This is a genomic window from Neobacillus sp. SAB-20_R2A (assembly GCF_049568635.1).
GTDB lineage: Bacteria > Bacillota > Bacilli > Bacillales > Cytobacillaceae > Neobacillus > Neobacillus citreus.
In genome coordinates this window covers 4,230,607-4,253,193 of the sequence record NZ_CP145895.1, presented here as the reverse complement: position 1 = coordinate 4,253,193, position 22,587 = coordinate 4,230,607, and the positions used below count along the sequence as shown (strand labels likewise).

Genomic DNA, 22,587 nt, shown 5'->3' with positions numbered 1-22,587 from the left:
TCTAACACAAGAGATGTCTAGCAGGGGGCAAAAACATGCGCTTAGAACGCTTAGCAGCAAATAAAATAAAAATTATTTTAACGTCCGATGATTTGTTTGAAAGAGGGCTTTCCAAGGAGGATATTTGGAAAGAATCCGGCAAATGGAATCAGCTATTTCACGATATGCTTGAAGAGGCAAGTGAAGAATTCGATGTTGATATAAGGGGTTCGGTAGCGGTTGAAATTTTCTCCCTTCAAGCACAAGGAATTATCATGATTATAACCGTCGACCATACGCGGGAAGATGAGGAAGCATTGGATGATGGTTTAATTGAAATGCAGGTAAGAGTAGGGGGCTGTGAGGACTTTTTATATGAATTTGAAGAATTAGAAGATATAATCGGTCTCGCGAAACGGCTTTCCTTATTAGGTATTTATGGTGGGAGTCTATATGTATATCGCAGCCGCTACTTTCTTTTGCTGACAAAAATAGAAACCGAACAGAGCTCTATTACCGCCTCATTGATGTCGGAGTTTGGCAATGCATCCATATTAAGTCCCTATGTCTTAAAAGAATATGGAAAACTAATCGTCGGTCACGCAGCGATCGAAACCCTTCTCCACTATTTCAAATGAATAATACACATATCTAATAAGGAGGGGGTTAAACCGCTCCTTAAGTTTTTTTACAAGGCTATTTGTTATTTTAAAATAGTAAATAAATGCGAATGACCGCCTTTGCATAATCACAATATATAAAAGGAAAGGTGGATTTTTGTTCTTGCATTAATTGCCTAAAGGTGTATACTTGTGACTGATAGCGGACATTAATCGTTTTAGTATTTTCTTAGGAGGTTTATAAATGTCTACCGAAAAAGGTAATGAAAAGACTAATCATGAGGGTAAGCACGATGTGTTAAAATCAACACAGACCGTTATACATAAAGCCCTTGAAAAATTAGGTTACCCTGAAGAGGTATACGAGCTCTTAAAAGAGCCGCTAAGAATGATGACAGTCAAGATTCCAGTTAGAATGGATGATGGATCTGTAAAAATATTTACTGGATACCGTGCGCAGCATAATGATGCAGTAGGCCCAACAAAGGGAGGAATTCGCTTCCATCCAGGTGTAACAGAGACAGAAGTGAAAGCCCTTTCAATTTGGATGAGCTTAAAATGCGGAATCGTTGATCTTCCATATGGCGGCGGTAAAGGCGGGATTATCTGTGACCCGCGCGATATGTCATTCCGTGAGCTTGAAAGATTAAGCCGCGGATATGTAAGGGCAATCAGCCAAATTGTCGGCCCAACAAAAGATATTCCTGCTCCTGACGTATTTACAAACTCGCAAATAATGGCCTGGATGATGGACGAGTACAGCCGGATTGATGAATTTAACAATCCTGGTTTTATCACTGGAAAACCGCTTGTACTTGGCGGTTCCCATGGTCGTGAGTCGGCAACAGCAAAAGGGGTCACCATTTGTATCCGAGAGGCAGCGAAAAAGAGAGGCATCAATATCGAAGGAGCTAGAGTCGTTGTCCAAGGTTTTGGCAACGCTGGCAGCTACTTGTCAAAATTCATGCATGATGCAGGTGCTAAAGTAGTAGGGATTTCAGATGCCTATGGTGCACTTTATGATCCGAATGGACTAGATATCGATTACCTGCTCGACCGAAGGGACAGTTTTGGAACAGTAACAAAGCTATTCAATAACACAATTACCAATAAGGAACTGCTTGAATTGGAATGTGACATTCTCGTTCCGGCAGCAATTGAAAACCAAATTACCGAAGAGAATGCCCACAATATTCGTGCCGGCATCGTGGTTGAGGCCGCAAACGGACCTACCACATTAGAAGCTACGGAAATTTTAACCGAGCGCGGAATTCTTCTTGTACCTGACGTATTAGCTTCTGCAGGTGGAGTAACTGTTTCCTATTTTGAATGGGTACAAAATAACCAGGGTTACTATTGGTCTGAGGAAGAAGTAGAAGAAAAGCTTGAAAAAGTGATGGTCAAATCCTTTAACAATATATATGATACAGCCCAAACTCGCCGCGTTGATATGCGTCTTGCTGCTTACATGGTTGGTGTAAGAAAAATGGCTGAAGCAAGCCGCTTCAGAGGCTGGATTTAAGTTGTTACCATTGAAATATATCCTCAAAACTCCTATCATTAACAGGTAGGAGTTTTTTCTATATATTAAAACAGATGCATGAATGTTTTAAGGAGTGTTCCATTGTGCAAATAGAAGACGTAATTATTATTGGCGGTGGCCCGTGTGGTATGGCGGCTGCGATCGCCTTACAGGAAATAGGAAAAAGCCCGCTTATCATCGAAAAGGGCAATATTGTAAACTCTTTATATAACTATCCAACACATCAAACCTTTTTTAGTACAAGTGAAAAATTAGAAATTGGTGATGTCGCTTTTCTAACCGAAAATTATAAACCAAAAAGAAACCAAGCTCTAGTCTATTATAGAGAGGTTGCAAAAAGAAAAAAGCTTCGTATTAATCCCTTTGAAAAAGTGACGCAAGTGAGAAAAAACAATCAATTGTTTACAGTTGTAACAGAAAAAAATACTTATCGTGCCAATTATGTTGTCATAGCCACCGGCTACTATGATAACCCCAATTTTATGAAGGTACCTGGTGAGGATCTGCCTAAAGTGTTTCATTACTTTAAAGAAGCGCATCCCTATTTTGACCAGGATGTCTGTGTTATAGGCGGGAAAAATTCCAGTGTAGATGCGTCCATAGAGCTTGTAAAGGCGGGTGCAAGAGTAACTGTTTTATATCGCGGAAATGAATATTCTCCAAGTATCAAGCCATGGATTCTTCCGGAATTTGAAGCCTTGGTCCGGAATGGAGTCATCCATATGGAGTTTAATGCAAATCTCAAAGAAATAACTGAAAATGAGGTCATTTATGTAAAAGAAGGCCAAGAAAAGACCATAAAAAATGACTTTGTGTTTGCCATGACTGGCTACCACCCTGATCATCAATTCATTAAAAATATGGGAGTGATAATCGACCAAGAATCAGGAAGGCCGATTTTTAACTCTGAAACGATGGAAACAAACGTAGAAGGGATTTATATTGCAGGGGTACTAGCGGCCGGTAACAATGCAAATGAAATCTTTATCGAAAATGGAAGATTTCATGGCGGACAAATTGCAGGTTCTATCTTAGAGAAAGAATCAAAAGGGTGATATTACTATGAAAAAGGTTGTTTTGTTAACTACAGGCGGTACAATTGCAAGCAAACCAAATAAAGATTCTGGAAAACTTGCATCTGGTGCTTTAACGGGTGAAGAACTGGCTGCTATGTGCCAATTGCCAAATGATATTGAAGTCATTGTTGAATCTGTCTTTCAAAAAGCTAGTATTCATATTACTTTTGACGATTTACTTTTATTAAAATCAAAAATTGAGGGCTATTTTAAAGATGATACGGTTTGTGGAGTGGTCGTCACACACGGGACAGATACAATGGAAGAAACAGCCTACTTCCTTGATTTAACAATTGCCGATTCCCGTCCAGTTGTAGTAACCGGTTCACAGCGTTCCCCAGAAGATTTGGGGAGTGATGTCTACATTAACCTCAGGCATGCCATCTATTCTGCTTGTGCTAAAGATTTGCATGATGCCGGGGCAGTTGTCGTTTTTAATGAGCGGATTTTTGCAGCAAGATACGTCAAAAAGGAACACGCATCCAATATTCAGGGGTTTAACTCCTTTGGATTTGGCTATCTAGGAATCATTGATAACGACCAGGTTCATATTTTTCAAAAGCCTATAAAACGGGAATTTTATAAGGTTCTTACAGCTATCCCCCAGGTTGAGATCATTAAATGCTATATTGGTGCCGATGGAAAATTTATTAAGGCCGCAAGAGAAGCGGGAGTAAAAGGAATCATCCTCGAGGGGGTAGGGCGCGGCCAGGTAGCCCCTAAAATGATGGAAGAAATAGAACTATCAATAAAAGCTGGAATTAAGATGGTCGTTACCACCAGCGCTGAAGAGGGTTCTGTTTACACAACCTATGATTACGAGGGCAGTGCCTATGATCTTTATAAAAAGGGAGTCATCCTTGGCAGCGATAATGACTGCAAAAAGGCAAGAATTAAACTTGCTGTTTCGCTAGCAAGCGGACTAGAAAATATTCAATATTAATGGAAGCTGGAATAAATCTTTCATTTTCCTTACGTCATTTCCATGTTAGACTTAAGAAAATGGAGTTGAAAAGAGGTTCATCATGCTGGGAATCTTATCTGCCGGGATCGCTCCCGGCTTGGCCTTGCTAAGTTATTTTTATTTAAAAGATGAATATGAATCTGAGCCTATTCCCCTTGTTCTTAGAACATTTTTATATGGTGCGCTGTTGGTATTTCCGATTATGTTTATCCAGCATGTCCTAAAGACAGAGCAATTACTTGATTCAAGCATGATTAACGCATTTATCAGTACCGGTTTTCTTGAGGAATTTTTTAAGTGGTTTATTGTTTTTTATGCCATTTATCAACATGTTGAATTTGATGAACCGTTTGATGGAATTGTCTACGGTGCGGCAGTTTCCCTTGGTTTTGCTACCGTTGAAAATATTTTTTACCTTATTGCTAACGGCATTGAACATGCCATAACCCGGGCGTTGCTCCCGGTCTCCAGTCATGCACTCTTTGGGGTTATAATGGGATTTTATTTTGGCAAGGCAAAGTTTACCGAAGGCAATAAAGCGAAATGGCTTGCTTTGTCGTTGCTACTCCCATTTGTTCTGCACGGCTTCTACGATTTAATCCTGTTATCTTTAGAAAATTGGCTGCTTATCATTTTTCCTTTCATGATCTTTCTATGGTGGTTTGGACTTAGAAAAGTGAAAAAAGCGAAATTGCTAAGTGCTAACCATTTTAAAAAACAATATTCACTTGAAAAGACCCTTCATCATTGATGTTGGGTTTTTTCATTTAATTGGAATAAAAACACCATTTAAACAAAAAATAGGATTAATGCAAAAAGATTTACAAATGGGGGTTAATGTTCCATGTTGAAGAAATCGATATTAATAAATCTGCTAATCTTATCCCTTTTAATAACGCCATTACCATTCGTAAAAACCAATCAGGTTCAGGCTTTTTCCGGACAGGTAATCCAGCATGGTGCGGTTGGCGCCGATGTCATTGAATTACAAGAAAGGCTCAAACATTTAGGTTTTTTTACAGGGACAGTGGATGGAGTTTTCGGCTGGCGGACCTATTGGGCATTACGGAATTTTCAGTATGAATTTGGGATGCCGATTGATGGGATGGCAGGGCCGGATACAAAAGCGAAACTTGTGAAGGCGAGCAAAAACTATAAGGCGGGCAATAATTCTGCGGCAAAACCAAATGCAAAACCGCAAGCACCTGCCAAAAAGCCCACCGCCGCAAACACTCCGGCCGGTTTTTCGCAAAATGATATTCGCTTAATGGCCAATGCCGTTCATGGGGAGTCGAGAGGTGAACCATATATCGGCCAGGTAGCAGTTGCTGCAGTTATTCTAAACAGGGTACAAAGTGCGTCATTTCCAAACACGGTTTCTGGAGTAATCTTTGAACCGGGAGCATTTACGGCAGTCGCCGATGGACAGATTTGGCTGACCCCGAATGAAACTTCCAAGAAAGCAGTGATCGATGCGATAAATGGCTGGGATCCTACGGGCGAAGCCTTGTATTATTTTAATCCGGCAACGGCCACGAGCGGATGGATTTGGGGAAGACCGCAAATTAAAAAAATTGGCCAACATATTTTTTGCAAATAGAGGTGAAAACAGTTGATTAGAGGAATATTGATTGGCGTTCTCGCGGTAGCTATTGCGGGTACTGCCTACTGGGGTTACCAGGAACATCAAGAGAAAAACGCGGTGCTTTTAAATGCAGAAAACAATTATCAACGGGCGTTCCATAATCTTACTTATCGAATGGACCTTTTAAATGACAAAATTGGCACAACACTTGCTATGAACTCAAAAAGTTCATTATCACCGTCGCTAATTGAAGTCTGGAGACTCACGTCACAGGCACACAGCGATGTTGGGCAGCTTCCATTGACGCTGCTGCCATTTAATAAAACAGAGGAATTTCTTGCGAATATCGGAAACTTCAGCTATCGGACTGCTGCCAGGGATTTGGATAAGGAGCCCCTTTCTGATCAGGAATACGAAACATTGAAATCCCTTTATAAGCAATCCGGACAAATCCAGTCAGAGCTTAGAAAAGTCCAGCATATGGTACTAAAGAACAATTTGCGCTGGATGGATGTTGAGCTTGCCTTGGCCTCAGGTAAGGAAAATACAGATAACACGATTATTGACGGTTTCAAAACGGTTGAGAAAACCGTCAGCGGCTATGAAGAAACTGCTCAGGGGCTTAGCTTAACAAACCTGCAAAAAAAGGATGAAAACTATAAAAAAATTAAAGGGAAATCCATTACAAAGCAAGAGGCTGCTGACATTGCGAAAAAATATATGAAAATTGACGGTAATGCGGATGTGAAGGTCACCAAAAATGGCAAAGGGTCTGACTATGGCTTTTACAGTGTTTCCGTAAGGAATAACAAAACGGGTCAGGAAGCTAGTATGGACATTACAAAAAAAGCCGGCCATCCCATTTGGTTTATGAACAATCGCCCGATCGATAAGCAGGCGATCAGTTTGAATGATGCCAATAATAAAGCACTTGCCTTTTTAAAAGAAACCGGCTTTAAAGACTTAGAAACTTTTGAAAGTTTTCAATATGATAATGTTGGTGTCTTTAATTTTGTCACCACTATTAATGGGGTCAGAATCTATCCGGAATCGGTAAAGGTTAAGGTTGCTCTAGATAATGGCGATATTGTCGGCGTCTCTGCGGAGGATTACTTAAAGTCCTTTCAAACAAGAAATTTAGATAAACCAACCATTACACTTGAAGATGCCAGAAAGAAAGTGAATCCAAATCTAAAGGTGATGGAGGACCGGCTTGCTGTAGTCATCAATGATTTAAATGAGGAAGTATTATGTTACGAATTTCTCGGAACAATGGGAGAAGATACTTACCGTATTTTTATTAATGCAAAAACAGGTATGGAAGAAAAAGTGGATAAACTAAAAAATGCGGAAAATATGTATGAAGGTGTTTTATAAGGAAAGGCTAATGCTTTTCCTTTCTCTTTTGTCACACTACTGAGAATAAAATAACGAATCAGCCCCCATAATAGGAATAACTTGGTACCGGGGTGAATGGATTTGGAGAAAATCGAAAAAATTTTAATGAAGATAATCATTATACAGTTTCTGTTTTTACTTCTAACGCAATTTATTCTTCATCAGCTTGACACGCTGCCAGAATTGCAGCAACTAACCAAATACGAAGGCGTCAACGAAAATTCCATCACCGAAATACTCCAGACCTTTCAAGGAAATTAACTAAAAAGCAGGCTTGCCTGCTTTTTTTGATTTAATGGATTAAATTAAGGAAGGATTCCATTCTCTTATGGTAAAATAAATATAGACAACTTTAGATATTCATTAGGAGGATTTATGAATAGAAAAATATCCATCGCAATTGACGGTCCTGCAGCTGCCGGTAAAAGCACTGTAGCAAAAATTGTGGCAGAAAACTTATCGTATATTTACATTGATACAGGTGCCATGTATCGGGCGTTGACATATAAAGCAATTGCGAACAATCTTGATCTTGAAGATGAAGACTCCCTAGTGGAAATGCTGCTCAAAACAGAAATAGGACTCCTGCCTTCTGATAACGGGCAAATCGTTTTACTCGATAATCTGGATGTTACTAACGAAATTCGCACATCTGAAGTAACCAATTTGGTATCCATTCCTTCCAAACACCTAAGGGTAAGGGAAGAAATGGTGAGAAGACAGCAATCGTTTGCGAAAAGCGGCGGTGTTGTCATGGATGGGCGTGACATTGGCACCCATGTTTTACCGAATGCAGAGGTAAAAGTCTTTTTACTCGCCAGTGTGGACGAAAGAGCTGAGCGGCGCCATAATGAAAATCTTCAAAAGGGATTCCCATCAGACTTGGAAAAACTAAAAGAAGAAATTGCGCGTAGAGATAAAATCGACTCTGAAAGAGAAGTAGCTCCTTTGAAAAAGGCCGAAGATGCCATCGAAATTGATACCACCTCTTTGACTATTCCGGAAGTAGTCGATAAAATTATGGCTCTTGTGCACGAAAGGATTGGATGAGTTGACGTTTTATACCTTTGCCAGATCAGTAGTTAACGCAATTTTTAAACCATGGTATCGAGTTGAAACGATTGGAGCGGAGAATATTCCGAAAGAGGGCGGCGTGCTTCTTTGTTCCAATCATATTCATAATTTTGACCCCATTATTGTCGGGATTACCGGGAAAAGACCTGTCTATTTTATGGCCAAAGAGGAAATCTTCCAAGTCCCTGTCTTGGGGAACATCGTGCGGAAATGTAACGCTTTTCCTGTAAAAAGGGGAATGAGTGATCGCGAAGCACTAAGAAAAGGAATCAACATCTTAAAGGATGGGCATGTGCTTGGGCTTTTTCCAGAAGGAACGAGAAGTAAAACTGGGGAATTAGGGAAGGGTCTTGCCGGTGCTGGTTTTTTTGCCTTGAAAACAAATTGTGCTGTTGTTCCGTGTGCGATTCTTGGTCCTTACAAAAACCTGCAAAAGTTAAAGGTAGTTTATGGTAAACCCATTCAAATGGACGAACTTAGAACTTCGAAGGCATCTGCAGAAGCAGCCACTGAATTAATTATGGCTGAAATTCATAAACTTATTAAAGAGGATCGATAGGTTTCCGCTTGACAAAAGACATGATTTATAAGAAGTTAAATAATGAGATTCAATTTTGGGCAAATCAGAATTTATAGATAATTATAGATTTTGCTAGTCAATGGATTAAGGAGGATTACATATGTCTGAAGAATTAAATCAGGTAGAAGTGAAAAGCTTTGAAGTTGGCGACAAGGTAACCGGGCAAGTTACTAAAGTAGAAGAAAAGCAGGTGCTTGTAAATATCCAAGGCAGCAAACTTGATGGAATTATTCCAATCAGCGAATTATCAAGCCTGCATATTGAAAAAGCCTCAGATGCCGTTAAAGAAGGCGATGAACTAGAGCTTGAAGTAATGAAGGTTGAGGAAGAAGCATTAATTCTTTCAAAAAGAAAAGTGGACGCCGGCAAGGCTTGGGAAAGCCTTGAGCAGAAATTCCAAAGCGGCGAGGTTATTGAAACTGAAGTAAAAGATGTAGTGAAAGGCGGCTTAGTTGTCGACCTAGGAGTTCGCGGCTTTGTCCCTGCTTCCCTTGTTGAGACATATTTTGTCGAGGATTTTAGCGACTATAAGGGCAGAACGATTACTTTTAAAATTGTCGAACTCGATAAAGATAAAAATCGCTTAATCCTTTCCCACCGTGCTGTTGTTGAACAGGAAAAGGCTAAGCAAAAACTAACCCGTCTTGATGCAATCCAGCCAGGGGATGTAATTGAAGGTACAGTTCAAAGATTGACTGATTTTGGTGCTTTTGTTGATATCGGCGGAATTGACGGACTTGTCCATATTTCCCAATTATCACACGAGCATGTCAATAAACCAACAGATGTTGTACATGAAGGACAAAAGGTTAATGTGAAAGTCCTAAGCGTGGATCGGGGCAGCGAAAGAATCTCATTATCCATTAAAGAGACACTTCCTGGGCCGTGGTCAAACATCTCAGAAAAGGCTCCAAAGGGCAGTGTGTTAACCGGAACCGTTAAGCGATTGGTTTCTTATGGAGCTTTCGTTGAGGTATTCCCAGGTGTTGAAGGCCTTGTTCATATCTCCCAGATTGCCCATAAACACATCGGTACCCCTCATGAGGTGTTAAAGGAAGGACAAGAGGTATCCGTTAAAGTTTTAGATGCAAATGAAGCAGAGCAGCGGTTATCTTTGAGCATCAAGGAGCTTCTTGAAAAAGAGGTTGAGGATACCTACGATTATGAACTTCCGGAAGAATCAAAAGGATTCCAGCTTGGTGAAATGATTGGAGATAAGTTAAAGAATCTGAGAAAATAATGGTGATAAAACGTGTCTAGATTGGAACGTAAATGGGATCACATCCGCCTAGCTATTGAAAATGGGCACGCGCGTTCTTCAGCATTTGATGATATTAAATTTATTCACCAAAGCTTACCGAATATTGGTATTAGTGCTGTTCGATTAAATCAAAAAATAGGCGAACTTTATTTGAGTTCGCCTATTTTTATCAATGCGATGACGGGCGGCGGCGGTAAAAAAACCTATTCGATTAATAAGGAACTGGCCATTGCTGCAAGTGAGCTTGGATTGGCGATGGCTGTCGGTTCTCAAATGTCGGCTGTTAAGGATCGAACTCAAAGATATACCTATGAAGTGGCCCGTAAAGAGAATCCGAAGGGCATTTTGATTGCCAATCTTGGCAGTGAGGCACAGTTGGATGATGCAAAATATGCGATTGAAATGATTGAAGCCAATGCGCTGCAAATTCATTTAAATGTAATCCAAGAGCTGACCATGCCGGAGGGGGATCGTGACTTTTCCGGAGCCTTAAAAAGAATTGAAACCATCGTAAACGGTGTAGAAGTCCCAGTGATCATAAAAGAGGTGGGCTTTGGTATGTCCCGTGAAACGATTCAAATGCTTTTCTCGATAGGGGTGCAAATTGCCGATTGTGGGGGAACCGGAGGAACCAACTTTGCGGAGATCGAAAATAAACGCAGAGAGAAATCCCTTCCTTTTTTCACTGATTGGGGCATACCCACTCCTGTTTCTATTGCGGAAGCTTCATCCATTTCCAACATTTCCATCCTTGGCTCTGGCGGTTTTATGAACGGTTTGGATATCGTCAAAGGAATAGCCTTGGGAGCGGATGCGATTGGAATTGCCGGTCATTTCCTGAGGATTCTTGTAGAAAAAGGGACAGAAGCCTTAGTGGATGAAATGCAGGAGCTGCTTATGGAGATTACTCTTATTATGACAGCCTTAGGGGTAAAATCCATTTCGGAATTGAAACGTGTTCCCTTGATTATTTCCGGAGAGACTTATCATTGGTTAACCCAAAGAGGAATTGATACTAAACAATACAGCCAGCGACAAGTTTAAAGCTCCTGCAAAATGCAGGAGCTTTTCTTCTTGTCTGGCTGCAGCGCCTAGGGGCTCGGGGTTCATAAGCCAATCCGTCAAGAAGGCTAAAAAACAGCCTTCTCGCCGGCTCGTCTTATGCCTGTCGCCCCTGGTCAAGGCGCTTCCGCTTTTCTTTTAGTAATCGTCCTTCCCATCATTTAAACCTCTTGCCTCATCAGGACCTGACAGCTTCGTGGACCCCTTATAGTGCAAGGCTTGATCACGGTCTGACTCCACTCTTCTGCTTGCTTTTAGCTTTTTCTCTTGGCGGTCTTTTCCCATTTTTCTACACCTCCTCTTTATAAGATGAATCACACAGGAAATATTATTCAGTGAGTATAAAAGTTCATCAGGAATATCAATAATGATAATAATAGGAGGTGTATGTATGGAAGGTGCAGCATTTTATTTGATTTTTTGGATGTTTTGGGTTTACCTTACGTTTATTTTACCTAAGGATAATCCGTATCGGCTAAAGGTTGCGGCTGCAGTATTAATCTTGATTATTTTTTCAAACCATCATTTTAGTTTCGGCATGGTTGACGTTTATGCAAGCGGGGTTGTCATCTTAGGTTATTCATATTTATTTATAAGCAAAGAAAAGCAGCGGGTTATCATATACCTTCTCATTTGTTCTTTAATTATCACAATTGCATACGTAACCTTCCATTTGTTCGAAATATTTGACCCGGTTTGGTTAATATTTAAGAAGGAATGGATGATGGGAATCGGTATCGGCTATTTGGCTATAATCCTGCAAAACACATTAAAGGGGAGACTGCTGATTATATTTAGCGGTACCATGCAGGGAGAGTTATTGTACGCGTATATTTTAAATAAATTTCAATTTCCGCATTCAATCGGAGATTTTGCTTATTTAGATGTATGTGCGTTGATTTCCGCAGTAACGGTTGGCTGGAGCCTTTTGGAAAATGCAGGAGCAGTACTGCAAAATCATTTTCATTTTTTGGAAAAAGCAAAACAAAAATCTTCTTAACAAGATTTATTCCCCCTATCCGTTGCAGGAGGAGATTAACATTTGCTAAGATAGGATAGTTAGACCTTTCTGGGGGTACCCCGAAGGGTTCTTTCATCATTTTTAGTAACTTTACATACTAAAAAAGTTTGATTAACGGATAAGAAAGGATGGCGATTTGAATGGTTAAACCTGTTATTGCCATTGTGGGAAGACCGAATGTCGGAAAATCCACTATTTTTAATAGAATTGTTGGTGAACGAATTTCCATTGTTGAAGATATCCCAGGTGTGACGAGAGACCGAATTTATAGCTCAGGCGAATGGCTCAACCATGATTTTAATATCATCGATACAGGCGGGATTGATATTGGTGATGAGCCGTTTCTGGAGCAAATCCGGCAGCAGGCGGAAGTGGCGATTGATGAAGCTGACGTCATTATCTTTTTAACGAATGGGAGAGAAGGGGTTACGGCTGCCGATGAAGAAGTGGCGAAAATTCTTTATAAAACAAAAAAACCAATTATCCTAGGGGTTAATAAGATTGATAATCCTGAAATGCGGGATATGATTTATGATTTTTACGCACTTGGGTTTGGAGAGCCAATCCCAATTTCGGGGTCACATGGACTTGGCCTTGGGGATTTGTTGGATGCTGCTGCAAAACATTTTCCAAAGGGCGGAGAAGCAGAGTATGATGAGGATGTTATTAAGTTTTCTTTAATTGGCCGGCCAAATGTCGGAAAATCTTCTTTGGTTAACGCCATATTAAGAGAAGACCGGGTAATTGTCAGCAATATCGCTGGGACAACCCGTGATGCCATCGATTCTCCTTATACGTACGAAGGACAAGAATATGTTATCATCGATACAGCAGGAATTAGAAAAAAAGGTAAAGTATACGAAAGCACCGAAAAATATAGTGTGCTGCGGGCACTTAGGGCCATTGAACGATCCGACGTGGTTTTGGTGGTCATTAATGCGGAAGAAGGAATCATTGAACAGGATAAGAAAATCGCAGGCTATGCCCACGAAGCCGGAAGAGCGGTCGTCATTGTCGTCAATAAGTGGGATGCTATTGAAAAAGATGAAAAAACGATGAAAGAATTTGAGCAGAAGATCAGAGATCATTTTCTGTTTCTTGATTACGCACCGATTGTTTTCTTATCTGCGAAAACGAAAAAAAGAATCCATACCTTGCTTCCAGTGATTAATTTGGCTAGTGAGAACCATTCTATGCGTGTTGAAACAAGTGTCTTAAACGATATTATTATGGATGCGGTTGCCATGAACCCGACACCAACGGATAAAGGCAGAAGATTGAAAATTTATTATGCAACACAGGTTGCCGTGAAGCCGCCAACCTTTGTCATTTTCGTCAACGAACCAGAATTATTGCATTTTTCTTATGAACGTTTTCTTGAAAACAGGATAAGGGATGCATTTGGCTTTGAGGGCACCCCTATTAAAATTTATGCAAGAGAAAGAAAATAGCCTTGAGGCGGTGATCGTAATGGAAGAGAAACAAAAGGCTGCTGCCGTCGTCGGTGCTGGATCCTGGGGGACAGCCCTGGCGATGGTACTGGCGGATAATGGACTCGGGGTCCGGTTGTGGAGCCATAATGAGGAACAAGTTAAAGAAATCAATCAGTTTCATACAAACAAAAAATATTTGCCCGGAATAGACCTTCCTGAATTAATCGTTGGCTATGCTTCCTTAAGCGATGCCTTGGCAAATATTAAGCATGTTATTTTAGCGGTTCCCACAAAGGCCATTCGCGAGGTCATTCGGAAAATTCAAGCTGTCGTAACTTCTCCGATTATGATAACACATGTAAGTAAAGGGATTGAGCCCGATACTTTGATGAGAATTTCGGAAATCATCAAAGAAGAAATGCCTGAAGAGCTGTTAGATGCTGTCGTTGTTCTTTCTGGTCCAAGCCATGCCGAGGAAGTTAGTCTCAGACACCCGACAACGGTCGCGGTTACTTCGGAAAATATGGAGGCTGCTGAAGAAATTCAGGATTTATTTATTAACCACAATTTCCGTGTCTATACGAATTCCGATGTAATTGGGGTTGAGATTGGCGGTGCCTTGAAAAACATTATTGCCTTGGCTGTAGGAATTACCGATGGTTTGGGCTATGGGGATAATGCCAAAGCTGCCCTAATGACAAGAGGATTGGCTGAAATCGCGCGGCTTGGCACAAAAATGGGAGCTAACCCGTTAACTTTCTCCGGCTTGGCTGGAATAGGCGATTTAATTGTCACCTGCACCAGTGTTCACTCAAGAAACTGGAGAGCAGGAAATTTATTAGGGAAAGGAAAAACCCTAGAGGAAGTACTTGATAGCATGGGTATGGTCGTGGAAGGTGTCAGAACCACGAAAGCTGCTTACCAGCTGGCCGAAAAATATGAAGTAAAAATGCCTATTACCCGTGTGCTCTATGATGTTTTGTTTAATGGCAAAAATGCAAAAGACGGGGTAGAGGTATTAATGGGTCGCAGCAAAACGCATGAGATGGAGGATTTGGTTAATATTTTGGATGAAAGAAATATATAACGAAAAAATGTGCCTTTTCCTTCAAAAAATAGGCGTTCTTCTGATACGCTTTAACATGAAAATGCATACAATGCAACGAAGCAACTTGGTAGTATGACGCTGGTGTATGGGTTATTTAGTCTTGACCTGGCTGAAGTAAAGAACTCGCCCCTCTTTACTTCAGTTTTTTATTTTTATGTTATAATAACATTCGGACAAGGGGGGAATTACATTGTCACCAGGTATGTTAAAAATGTGGATATCCGTTGGCGGAATGGCTTTAATGTTTCTCGCCATTATTACCATTTATTTGAGCAGGTATAAATTAACAGGAGTATTCCGTTTTGTTACAGCTATTCTTGCCTATCTATTTATGATTGCAGCAGGGCTGACACTGCTTATCGTATTCCTGACATGACGAAAAATATACATATAAAGGTGATTATATGAAGTGGAAGATGCTGGGTTTGTGTGCAGCTTTGGCTTTCCTGTTAACGGGATGTATGTATCCAAAGGAGGAATTGGCAAAGAATCAGATTCCGTACAAGGATCAAATACAAGCAGTTCAAACGGCTGTGGACGATTTTAGAAATGACAATGGCGGTATACTGCCAATCAAGACGAAAGAAGCGGGTACCCCCATTTATCAAAAGTATCCAATTGATTTTAAAAAGATTGCCCCCAAATATATAGCTGAGCCACCCGGTAATGCGTTTGAAAACGGGGGTATATTCCAATACGTTTTGGTTGATGTGGAAACCAGTCCAACCGTGAAACTTATTGACTTAAGAATGGCTGAAACGATCCGGGATATGAAATTAAGATTAAAGGCAATGGGGTATCCGCCCTATAAAAAACAAATTGCCAAAAATGTGTTTACTCTAGACTATAAAAAATTGGGATATAAGGAGCCTCCATATGCCGTCAGTCCGTATTCCAATCAAAATTTATCCTTTGTCATCACTGGGAATGCCGAAGTATATATAGATTACAGCCCTGACCTTTATCAGGCAATTAAGAAATCAGACCAGAAGGTGAATCCTGGCGAGGATATCCGGCCTATTCTAGTCAATAACTCTATGTTCGTTCCGGCTTTTTCCCTGCCCTACACCGTAGACCCAAAAACAAATGAACCGGTATTTCTAGAAGAATAAGATTTAAAAGTCATAACCCTTTTCCTGCGAAATATATTGTAGGAGAAGGGTTTTTTTTCAATAAATAAACGCGGTACGGCGAATTCCTAATTCCATCGTATCGATGAACATAAATAGAAACCCTCCATCCATTTTGACCTTACAGGTACTGTAAATACCAGCGTTACATGAAATTTTTTTTGAAGGAGGTAAAAAATTTTTAGAAAAGTGTCATAACTGGGTAGGACAACATCATAAACATATACTGTCCAAAAATACCTATATGGATGAAACTATCCCACTTTACTCTATGATCAGGAGGGGATCACTTGGAAAAGGTAGATATTTTTAAAGATATTGCCGAAAGAACGGGCGGCGATATTTATTTAGGAGTAGTCGGAGCAGTACGAACAGGAAAATCAACATTCATTAAAAAATTTATGGAGCTTGTTGTCTTACCGAATATAAACAGCGAAGCAGATAGATCGCGAGCACAGGATGAGCTTCCGCAAAGTGCAGCTGGAAAAACAATCATGACAACTGAACCTAAATTTGTTCCAAACCAGGCCGCAACTGTTCATGTTGATGAAGGCTTGGATGTCAACATAAGACTTGTGGATTGTGTTGGCTATACAGTACCTGGAGCTAAAGGGTATGAGGATGAAAATGGCCCTAGAATGATTAATACGCCATGGTATGACGAACCTATTCCATTCCATGAGGCCGCTGAAATTGGCACCAGAAAGGTCATTCAGGAGCATTCCACAATAGGTGTGCTGGTTACAACAGATGGAACCATTGGAGAGATTCCAAGGAGTAATTATATCGAGGCCGAGGAAAGGGTTATTGAAGAGCTCAAAGAAGTCGGCAAGCCGTTTATTATGGTGGTGAACAGTGCCCAGCCATATCATCCAAGTACAGAGACTCTTAGGTCCAACCTGGCTGAAAAATATGACATTCCTGTTATTGCCATGAGTGTTGAGAGCATGCGGGAAAATGACTGCTTAAATGTACTCCGCGAAGCACTTTATGAATTCCCTGTTCTTGAAGTCAATGTCAATCTGCCAAGCTGGGTAATGGTTCTAAAGGAAAATCATTGGCTGAGAGAAAGCTATCAGGATGCTGTTAAGGAAACGGTAAAAGATATCAAGAGATTGAGAGATGTCGACCGGGTTGTACAGCATTTCAGTGAGTTTGAGTTTATTGACAAGGCAGGACTCGCCGGAGTGGAAATGGGTTCAGGTGTAGCTGAAATCGATTTATTTGCTCCGGATGAATTATATGATGATATTTTAAAAGAAATAGTCGGGGTAGAAATCAGAGGAAAAGACCATTTGCTAGAGCTTATGCAGGATTTTGCCCATGCAAAAGCGGAATATGATCATATTGCAGATGCTCTAAAAATGGTAAAACAGACCGGCTATGGAATTGCTAGTCCAACGCTTTCAGACATGAGCCTCGAAGAGCCGGAAATAATCCGTCAGGGTTCCCGTTTCGGTGTTAGATTAAAAGCAGTTGCACCATCCATTCACATGATTAAAGTTGATGTGGAATCAGAATTTGCGCCGATTATTGGAACAGAAAAACAAAGTGAAGAGCTAGTCCGTTACCTCATGCAGGATTTTGAAGATGACCCGCTATCTATTTGGAATTCTGATATATTTGGCCGCAGTTTGAGTTCCATCGTCCGTGAAGGCATTCAGGCTAAGATTTCCTTAATGCCGGAAAATGCTAGATATAAATTAAAAGAAACACTTGAAAGAATTATCAACGAAGGCTCAGGCGGTTTGATTGCCATTATTTTATAAGATTGGACTCCTCTGGAGTCTTTTTTTTTATGCGTTTCTACTTAATTATGACCAATAAAGTAGAATTTTGTAGAAGAAAAGAAAAGATTCCCATAATTTCTTGAAATCTTCTTGATATGCTGAATTGATTATGATAATCTTTTAACAGAATTACGTTAGTAGTGCATCAGTCCTTTATTTTAAAAGGTTTTTCAAAGATTTAGAAATTGCTGTATATGCGGTAATTTTTATAACTTTTACAATAAAACTGCGCTGTTGAACGTATAGAAATCAGAAAAAGTGTTTAGAAATGTAGATAAGTAATCTTATTTATCTCGATAAACCTTTGGGAGGAGGTGAAAGGCATGAACAAGACAGAACTTATTAATGCAGTAGCGGAAGCCAGCGAACTTTCTAAAAAGGACGCAACTAAAGCGGTTGATGCTGTTTTTGATTCGATTTTAGATGCTTTAAAGAATGGTGATAAGGTTCAACTTATCGGTTTTGGTAACTTTGAAGTACGCGAGCGCGCAGCACGTAAGGGGCGTAACCCTCAAACTGGTGATGAAATCGAAATCGCGGCAAGCAAGGTTCCTGCTTTCAAACCAGGTAAAGCGCTTAAAGACGCAGTAAAATAATTACATAAATTATTGCTTTAAGCGAATGCTTAAGAGCAAAGGCCATGGCAAACACCATGGCCTTTTTCTTTGTGCGCTGTTGAAATTGCCTGCTAAGAAAACAATATGCTAATATGTATTTGACATCTATTAGAGGCAAATAGGAGGAGTTAACATGGCAGAGGTAAATCGTGCCCAAATTGAAGAGGCGGTACGTTTAATATTAGAAGCAGTCGGGGAAGATCCAAATCGGGAAGGACTTCTTGACACCCCTAAGCGTGTGGCAAAAATGTATGAAGAAGTTTTTAGCGGGTTAAAGGAAGATCCTAAAAAGCATTTTGAAACGATTTTCAGTGAGGATCATGAAGAATTGGTATTGGTGAAGGATATTCCGTTTTATTCAATGTGTGAACACCATCTTGTCCCATTTTTCGGGCTTGCTCACGTGGCCTATATCCCGCGTAATGGCCGTGTAACGGGCTTAAGCAAGCTGGCAAGAGCAGTCGAAGCTGTTGCCAAAAGACCACAGCTGCAGGAACGAATTACTTCCACCATTGCTGATAGTATTATGGAAAAATTAGAGCCGCACGGTGTAATGATTGTGGTGGAAGCAGAACATATGTGTATGACGATGCGTGGAGTGAAAAAACCGGGAGCAAAAACCGTAACAACTGCTGTTCGTGGAACACTTGCCGAGGATGTCAGCGCCCGCTCCGAAGTGCTCTCTTTAATAAAAAATTAACTTTTTCTAAAACTTTAGAGGTGATGATGATGGATAACCGGCAGCCACAAAGTAGTGATTATATTGTCATTAAAGCAAATGATGATGGAGTTAGTGTCATTGGTCTGACGAGAGGTACTGATACAAGATTTCACCATTCTGAAAAGCTTGATAAAGGTGAGGTATTAATTGCTCAATTTACAGAGCATACTTCTGCTATTAAAATTAGAGGGAATGCCAAAATTCTTACTCAATACGGGGAAATTGAAAGTGAAATAAAAAAATAGAGGACTTTTTGGTCCTTCTGTTTTTTATAAGAGTATTCTTAGTTGATGAGAAATATAATTATTTTGTGAATTCCTGCTCATGGATGTTTATATGTGTTATAATGGTGACTGCCTTGTTATTGGCAGAGTTTTTCTTACTTAATTATTTAACATGCATTTTCCTTTTGGATTAGGAAATAAGAATACATAATGATACTACTTCGGGGAACAAGGGTGATTAAAAATGCAGGATATTCGACAAAAGTTAATAAGCATTAAGGAAAAAGTCGAAAACCGTGTTTTTGATCCTTACTTGCTACAATTTATTGAGACCCCAATAGTTGACGAGGATAAACTCCTAATTTTAGTTTCCATCATGGACCGGATGGATTTGTCTTATCACGAAATGGAAAACTATGCCCTCTCGACTATGCTGGTACAAATCGCCCTCGATACCCATGAACATATTACCTCAACAAATGAGGAAAAAAACCGGCAGCTTACTGTTTTGGCCGGGGATTATTTTAGCGGATTGTATTATAAGCTCCTGGCCGATTCAGATGACATTTTCATGATAAAAGCACTGTCGGAAGGAATTAAGCAAGTAAATGAACATAAGACTTCAGTATATTTTACCGAGTCAGAGGATATCGAACAGCTGATGAAAAGCATGATGGTCATTGAAGCCTCGCTGCTTTCGAAGCTTGCCGAATATTTTAATATCGACCTTTGGAATGATGTTCTAGCCTATTACTTGCTATTCAAACGGTTATTAAACGAAAAGGCTTTATTTCTTCAAACCGGCAGTTCTATTTTATTTGCTGCATTGAAAAAAATTATGGTACCACTCCACGACCATAACAAAGACTTGCCGGATATTCAGAACGATCAGCTTTTAAAGGTATGTGACCGGTATCTTGAACTTTCAAAGCAAATAATAGAAAAAGGGATTCCAAAGCTTCCATATCTAAATCATTTGCTTGAAGGCAGGATTTCCAATTTATTAAATCAATATCAGCCATATGCCAAAACATTTGTGGAAGAAGGGTGAAACATGCAGCAATCGAAAGAACAACGTGTTCATCAAGTGTTCGAAAAAATTTCTGATAGCTACGACAAAATGAACTCTGTTATCAGCTTTCAGCAGCATATTAGATGGCGTAAGGACACGATGAAAAGAATGAATGTACAGCCTGGCTCAAAAGCCCTGGATGTCTGCTGCGGGACAGCTGATTGGACAATTGCTATGGCAGAAGCTGTCGGTCCATCCGGAAAAGTGATTGGCTTGGATTTTAGTCAAAATATGCTAAACGTAGGTAAGGAAAAAGTCCGCGAGCTTGGGTTGAATCAAGTTGAACTCATCCATGGCAATGCAATGGAACTGCCTTTTCCTGATAATAGCTTTGATTACGTCACCATTGGCTTTGGTCTAAGGAATGTGCCGGATTACCTGCAGGTACTAAAAGAAATGCAACGGGTTGTAAAACCGGGTGGAATCGGGGTTTGCCTTGAAACATCTCAGCCAACCCTTATTGGTTACAGACAGCTGTTTTTCTTTTACTTCCGCTTTATTATGCCTTTATTCGGAAAGATGTTTGCGAAAAGCTACCAGGAATACTCTTGGCTTCAAGAGTCTGCGCGCGATTTTCCTGGGATGAGAGAGCTGGCTAGAATGTTTGAGCAGGCTGGCTTTCAAAATGTTAAATATAAGCCATACAGCGGCGGTGCGGCTGCTGTTCATATCGGACATAAGAAATAACATGGAACAAAGACAGGATGAAAAGCTAGGTGGATACAAATGAAATTAAAAATGATGTATTCATTTTTGAATTCGGATATTAGTTTAATCGAGAAAAAACTGGAGGAGACGATCAAATCAGAGTCTATCCTCCTGCAGCAAGCTTCGTTGCATACATTACAAGCCGGGGGAAAAAGAATTCGTCCTGTTTTTGTTTTGCTTGCAGGAAAATTTGGCACCTATGATATAAACGTCATGAAGAATGTTGCGGTTGCATTGGAACTAATTCATATGGCCTCGCTTGTTCATGACGACGTCATCGATGATGCTGACTTAAGAAGGGGACAGCCTACTGTCAAAGCAAAATGGGATAACAAGACCGCGATGTATACGGGTGACTTCGTGTTTGCCCTTGCACTCGAATTGATGACTAATATCAAGCATCCTTTAGCCCATAAAATTTTGGCCAATGCCATAGTCGAAGTAAGCGTAGGGGAAATCCAGCAATTTAAGGATAAATATCGTTTTAATCAGAACCTTCGGGACTATCTCCGAAGAATTAAAAGAAAAACGGCTTTGTTAATTGCTGTCAGCTGCCAGCTTGGGGCGGTTGCCGCAGATGTTGAGGAAGCCATTCATAAAAAGCTTTATCGGTTTGGGTATTATGTGGGAATGTCCTATCAGATAATTGACGATATTTTGGACTTTACGGGAACAGAAAAAGAATTAGGCAAGCCTGCTGGCGGTGACCTTCTGCAAGGAAATATCACGGCTCCTGCTCTGTTTGCAATGGAAAATGAGGCAGCCCGGAAAGAAATAGAAAAGGTCCATGCAAACAGCTCAAAAGCCGACATAGAAAGAATTATTTCTTTGATCAAGCAAACCGGTGCAATTGAAAAATCGCTTGCTTTAAGTGACCTTTATTTAGAAAAGGCCCTGTCGATTCTAGAGGAACTGCCTGCCAACAAAGCAAGTAAAGCGCTTCGGGATATTGCCAGGAACATTGGCAGAAGGAAATTCTAGTTTGATTATAGTCTTGCCATTTATACCAAACAATGTTAATATTTTCGTTGATTGTTTTCGCTAGCAATCATATACATAATTTTTAGGAGTGGAATAGATGGAAAGAACTTTTTTAATGGTTAAACCAGATGGCGTACAACGTAATTTAATTGGTGAAATTGTTGCCCGTTTCGAGAAAAAGGGCTTCCAATTAGTTGGAGCAAAATTAATGAACATCTCTACAGAACTTGCTTCTGAGCATTATGGCGAGCATAAAGAGCGTCCATTCTTCGGGGAATTAGTTGATTTCATTACCTCCGGACCAGTATTTGCAATGGTATGGCAAGGTGAAAACGTGATTGCGACTGCCCGCCAAATGATGGGTTCTACCAATCCTAAGGATGCTGCACCTGGAACAATCCGCGGTGACTTTGGCATAACGGTTGGCAAAAATGTTATTCACGGCTCTGATTCACCTGCAAGTGCACAACGTGAAATCGGCATTTTCTTTAATGAGGCTGAATTAGCAGAATACACAAAATTAGGAAACGAATGGATCTATTAATCCAAATAATGAAAGCACTTGTATAACAAATACAAGTGCTTTTTTGTATACGCATTCATAAAGAAAATTTCTTTTTTCTGAATTGTCCTACTATGT

26 protein-coding genes are annotated in these 22,587 nt (G+C 40.2%); 25 read left to right on the top strand and 1 reads right to left on the bottom strand.

All coding sequences use genetic code 11. The features are described 5' to 3' along the window. The first annotated feature begins 35 nt into the window (after positions 1-35). The 12 genes from V5M37_RS20745 (at position 36) to fni (ending at position 11,124) form a co-directional block, all read left to right on the top strand. On the top strand, positions 36-617 hold the full coding sequence (locus tag V5M37_RS20745; protein WP_423798968.1) for an adaptor protein MecA: 582 nt from the start codon (positions 36-38) through the stop codon (positions 615-617). A gap of 226 nt (positions 618-843) precedes the next feature. Continuing rightward, complete coding sequence (locus V5M37_RS20740) at positions 844-2,121, top strand: Glu/Leu/Phe/Val family dehydrogenase (protein WP_213120339.1); 1,278 nt, start codon at positions 844-846, stop codon at positions 2,119-2,121. A 104-nt stretch (positions 2,122-2,225) separates the two neighbouring features. Continuing rightward, positions 2,226-3,197: a YpdA family putative bacillithiol disulfide reductase gene (locus tag V5M37_RS20735; RefSeq protein ID WP_423798967.1), complete on the top strand. Its 972-nt coding sequence runs from the start codon at positions 2,226-2,228 to the stop codon at positions 3,195-3,197. 7 nt (positions 3,198-3,204) lie between these two features. Further along, the gene (locus tag V5M37_RS20730; RefSeq protein WP_213145009.1) at positions 3,205-4,161 is read left to right on the top strand and encodes an asparaginase; all 957 of its coding nucleotides are present in this window, start codon (positions 3,205-3,207) and stop codon (positions 4,159-4,161) included. Between the two features lie 82 nt (positions 4,162-4,243). Next, entirely contained in the window at positions 4,244-4,933 is a 690-nt protein-coding gene (gene prsW, locus V5M37_RS20725) for a glutamic-type intramembrane protease PrsW (RefSeq protein WP_213145010.1), read from the top strand. Positions 4,934-5,026: 93 nt separating this feature from the next. Continuing rightward, entirely contained in the window at positions 5,027-5,782 is a 756-nt protein-coding gene (gene sleB / locus V5M37_RS20720) for a spore cortex-lytic enzyme (RefSeq protein ID WP_423798966.1), read from the top strand. Positions 5,783-5,794: 12 nt separating this feature from the next. Then, on the top strand, positions 5,795-7,144 hold the full coding sequence (gene ypeB / locus V5M37_RS20715; RefSeq protein WP_423798965.1) for a germination protein YpeB: 1,350 nt from the start codon (positions 5,795-5,797) through the stop codon (positions 7,142-7,144). A gap of 102 nt (positions 7,145-7,246) precedes the next feature. Continuing rightward, positions 7,247-7,426 (top strand): YpfB family protein, encoded by a 180-nt coding sequence (locus V5M37_RS20710; RefSeq protein ID WP_423798964.1) that lies wholly within the window; start codon positions 7,247-7,249, stop codon positions 7,424-7,426. 114 nt (positions 7,427-7,540) lie between these two features. Next, a complete protein-coding gene (cmk, locus tag V5M37_RS20705; protein ID WP_213145014.1) occupies positions 7,541-8,215 on the top strand; it encodes a (d)CMP kinase in 675 nt (224 codons plus the stop codon). A 1-nt stretch (position 8,216) separates the two neighbouring features. Beyond that, a complete protein-coding gene (locus V5M37_RS20700) occupies positions 8,217-8,798 on the top strand; it encodes a lysophospholipid acyltransferase family protein (protein ID WP_423798963.1) in 582 nt (193 codons plus the stop codon). Between the two features lie 121 nt (positions 8,799-8,919). Further along, positions 8,920-10,059: a 30S ribosomal protein S1 gene (gene rpsA, locus V5M37_RS20695; protein ID WP_423798962.1), complete on the top strand. Its 1,140-nt coding sequence runs from the start codon at positions 8,920-8,922 to the stop codon at positions 10,057-10,059. 12 nt (positions 10,060-10,071) lie between these two features. Further along, complete coding sequence (fni, locus tag V5M37_RS20690) at positions 10,072-11,124, top strand: type 2 isopentenyl-diphosphate Delta-isomerase (protein WP_423798961.1); 1,053 nt, start codon at positions 10,072-10,074, stop codon at positions 11,122-11,124. Between the two features lie 156 nt (positions 11,125-11,280). Here fni and V5M37_RS20685 read toward each other — a convergent pair whose 3' ends face one another. Beyond that, positions 11,281-11,427 (bottom strand): YpzI family protein, encoded by a 147-nt coding sequence (locus V5M37_RS20685; RefSeq protein ID WP_213145018.1) that lies wholly within the window; start codon positions 11,425-11,427, stop codon positions 11,281-11,283. 106 nt (positions 11,428-11,533) lie between these two features. Between V5M37_RS20685 and V5M37_RS20680 the strand changes: the two genes are divergently transcribed. The 13 genes from V5M37_RS20680 to ndk all read left to right on the top strand — a co-directional run bounded on the left by V5M37_RS20680 (position 11,534) and on the right by ndk (position 22,491). After that, positions 11,534-12,142: a YphA family membrane protein gene (locus tag V5M37_RS20680; RefSeq protein ID WP_423798960.1), complete on the top strand. Its 609-nt coding sequence runs from the start codon at positions 11,534-11,536 to the stop codon at positions 12,140-12,142. Positions 12,143-12,303: 161 nt separating this feature from the next. Then, the gene (gene der, locus V5M37_RS20675) at positions 12,304-13,614 is read left to right on the top strand and encodes a ribosome biogenesis GTPase Der (RefSeq protein ID WP_423798959.1); all 1,311 of its coding nucleotides are present in this window, start codon (positions 12,304-12,306) and stop codon (positions 13,612-13,614) included. Positions 13,615-13,633: 19 nt separating this feature from the next. Further along, complete coding sequence (locus V5M37_RS20670) at positions 13,634-14,683, top strand: NAD(P)H-dependent glycerol-3-phosphate dehydrogenase (RefSeq protein WP_213145021.1); 1,050 nt, start codon at positions 13,634-13,636, stop codon at positions 14,681-14,683. A gap of 211 nt (positions 14,684-14,894) precedes the next feature. Next, entirely contained in the window at positions 14,895-15,080 is a 186-nt protein-coding gene (locus V5M37_RS20665) for a DUF2768 domain-containing protein (protein ID WP_423798958.1), read from the top strand. A 28-nt stretch (positions 15,081-15,108) separates the two neighbouring features. Next, entirely contained in the window at positions 15,109-15,816 is a 708-nt protein-coding gene (locus V5M37_RS20660) for a hypothetical protein (RefSeq protein WP_213145023.1), read from the top strand. Between the two features lie 308 nt (positions 15,817-16,124). After that, a complete protein-coding gene (gene spoIVA, locus V5M37_RS20655) occupies positions 16,125-17,603 on the top strand; it encodes a stage IV sporulation protein A (RefSeq protein WP_423798957.1) in 1,479 nt (492 codons plus the stop codon). Positions 17,604-17,947: 344 nt separating this feature from the next. Next, a complete protein-coding gene (locus V5M37_RS20650) occupies positions 17,948-18,220 on the top strand; it encodes an HU family DNA-binding protein (RefSeq protein ID WP_213120357.1) in 273 nt (90 codons plus the stop codon). A 154-nt stretch (positions 18,221-18,374) separates the two neighbouring features. Further along, a complete protein-coding gene (folE, locus tag V5M37_RS20645; protein ID WP_423798956.1) occupies positions 18,375-18,941 on the top strand; it encodes a GTP cyclohydrolase I FolE in 567 nt (188 codons plus the stop codon). 29 nt (positions 18,942-18,970) lie between these two features. Then, complete coding sequence (gene mtrB / locus V5M37_RS20640; protein WP_423798955.1) at positions 18,971-19,207, top strand: trp RNA-binding attenuation protein MtrB; 237 nt, start codon at positions 18,971-18,973, stop codon at positions 19,205-19,207. A 223-nt stretch (positions 19,208-19,430) separates the two neighbouring features. Continuing rightward, a complete protein-coding gene (locus tag V5M37_RS20635; RefSeq protein WP_423798954.1) occupies positions 19,431-20,237 on the top strand; it encodes a heptaprenyl diphosphate synthase component 1 in 807 nt (268 codons plus the stop codon). Positions 20,238-20,240: 3 nt separating this feature from the next. Next, positions 20,241-20,945 (top strand): demethylmenaquinone methyltransferase, encoded by a 705-nt coding sequence (locus V5M37_RS20630; RefSeq protein WP_213145027.1) that lies wholly within the window; start codon positions 20,241-20,243, stop codon positions 20,943-20,945. Positions 20,946-20,984: 39 nt separating this feature from the next. Next, positions 20,985-21,947, top strand: coding sequence for a heptaprenyl diphosphate synthase component II (gene hepT, locus V5M37_RS20625; RefSeq protein WP_423798953.1), 963 nt, complete (start codon positions 20,985-20,987; stop codon positions 21,945-21,947). 97 nt (positions 21,948-22,044) lie between these two features. Then, positions 22,045-22,491: a nucleoside-diphosphate kinase gene (gene ndk, locus V5M37_RS20620; protein WP_423798952.1), complete on the top strand. Its 447-nt coding sequence runs from the start codon at positions 22,045-22,047 to the stop codon at positions 22,489-22,491. Positions 22,492-22,587 lie beyond the last annotated feature (96 nt).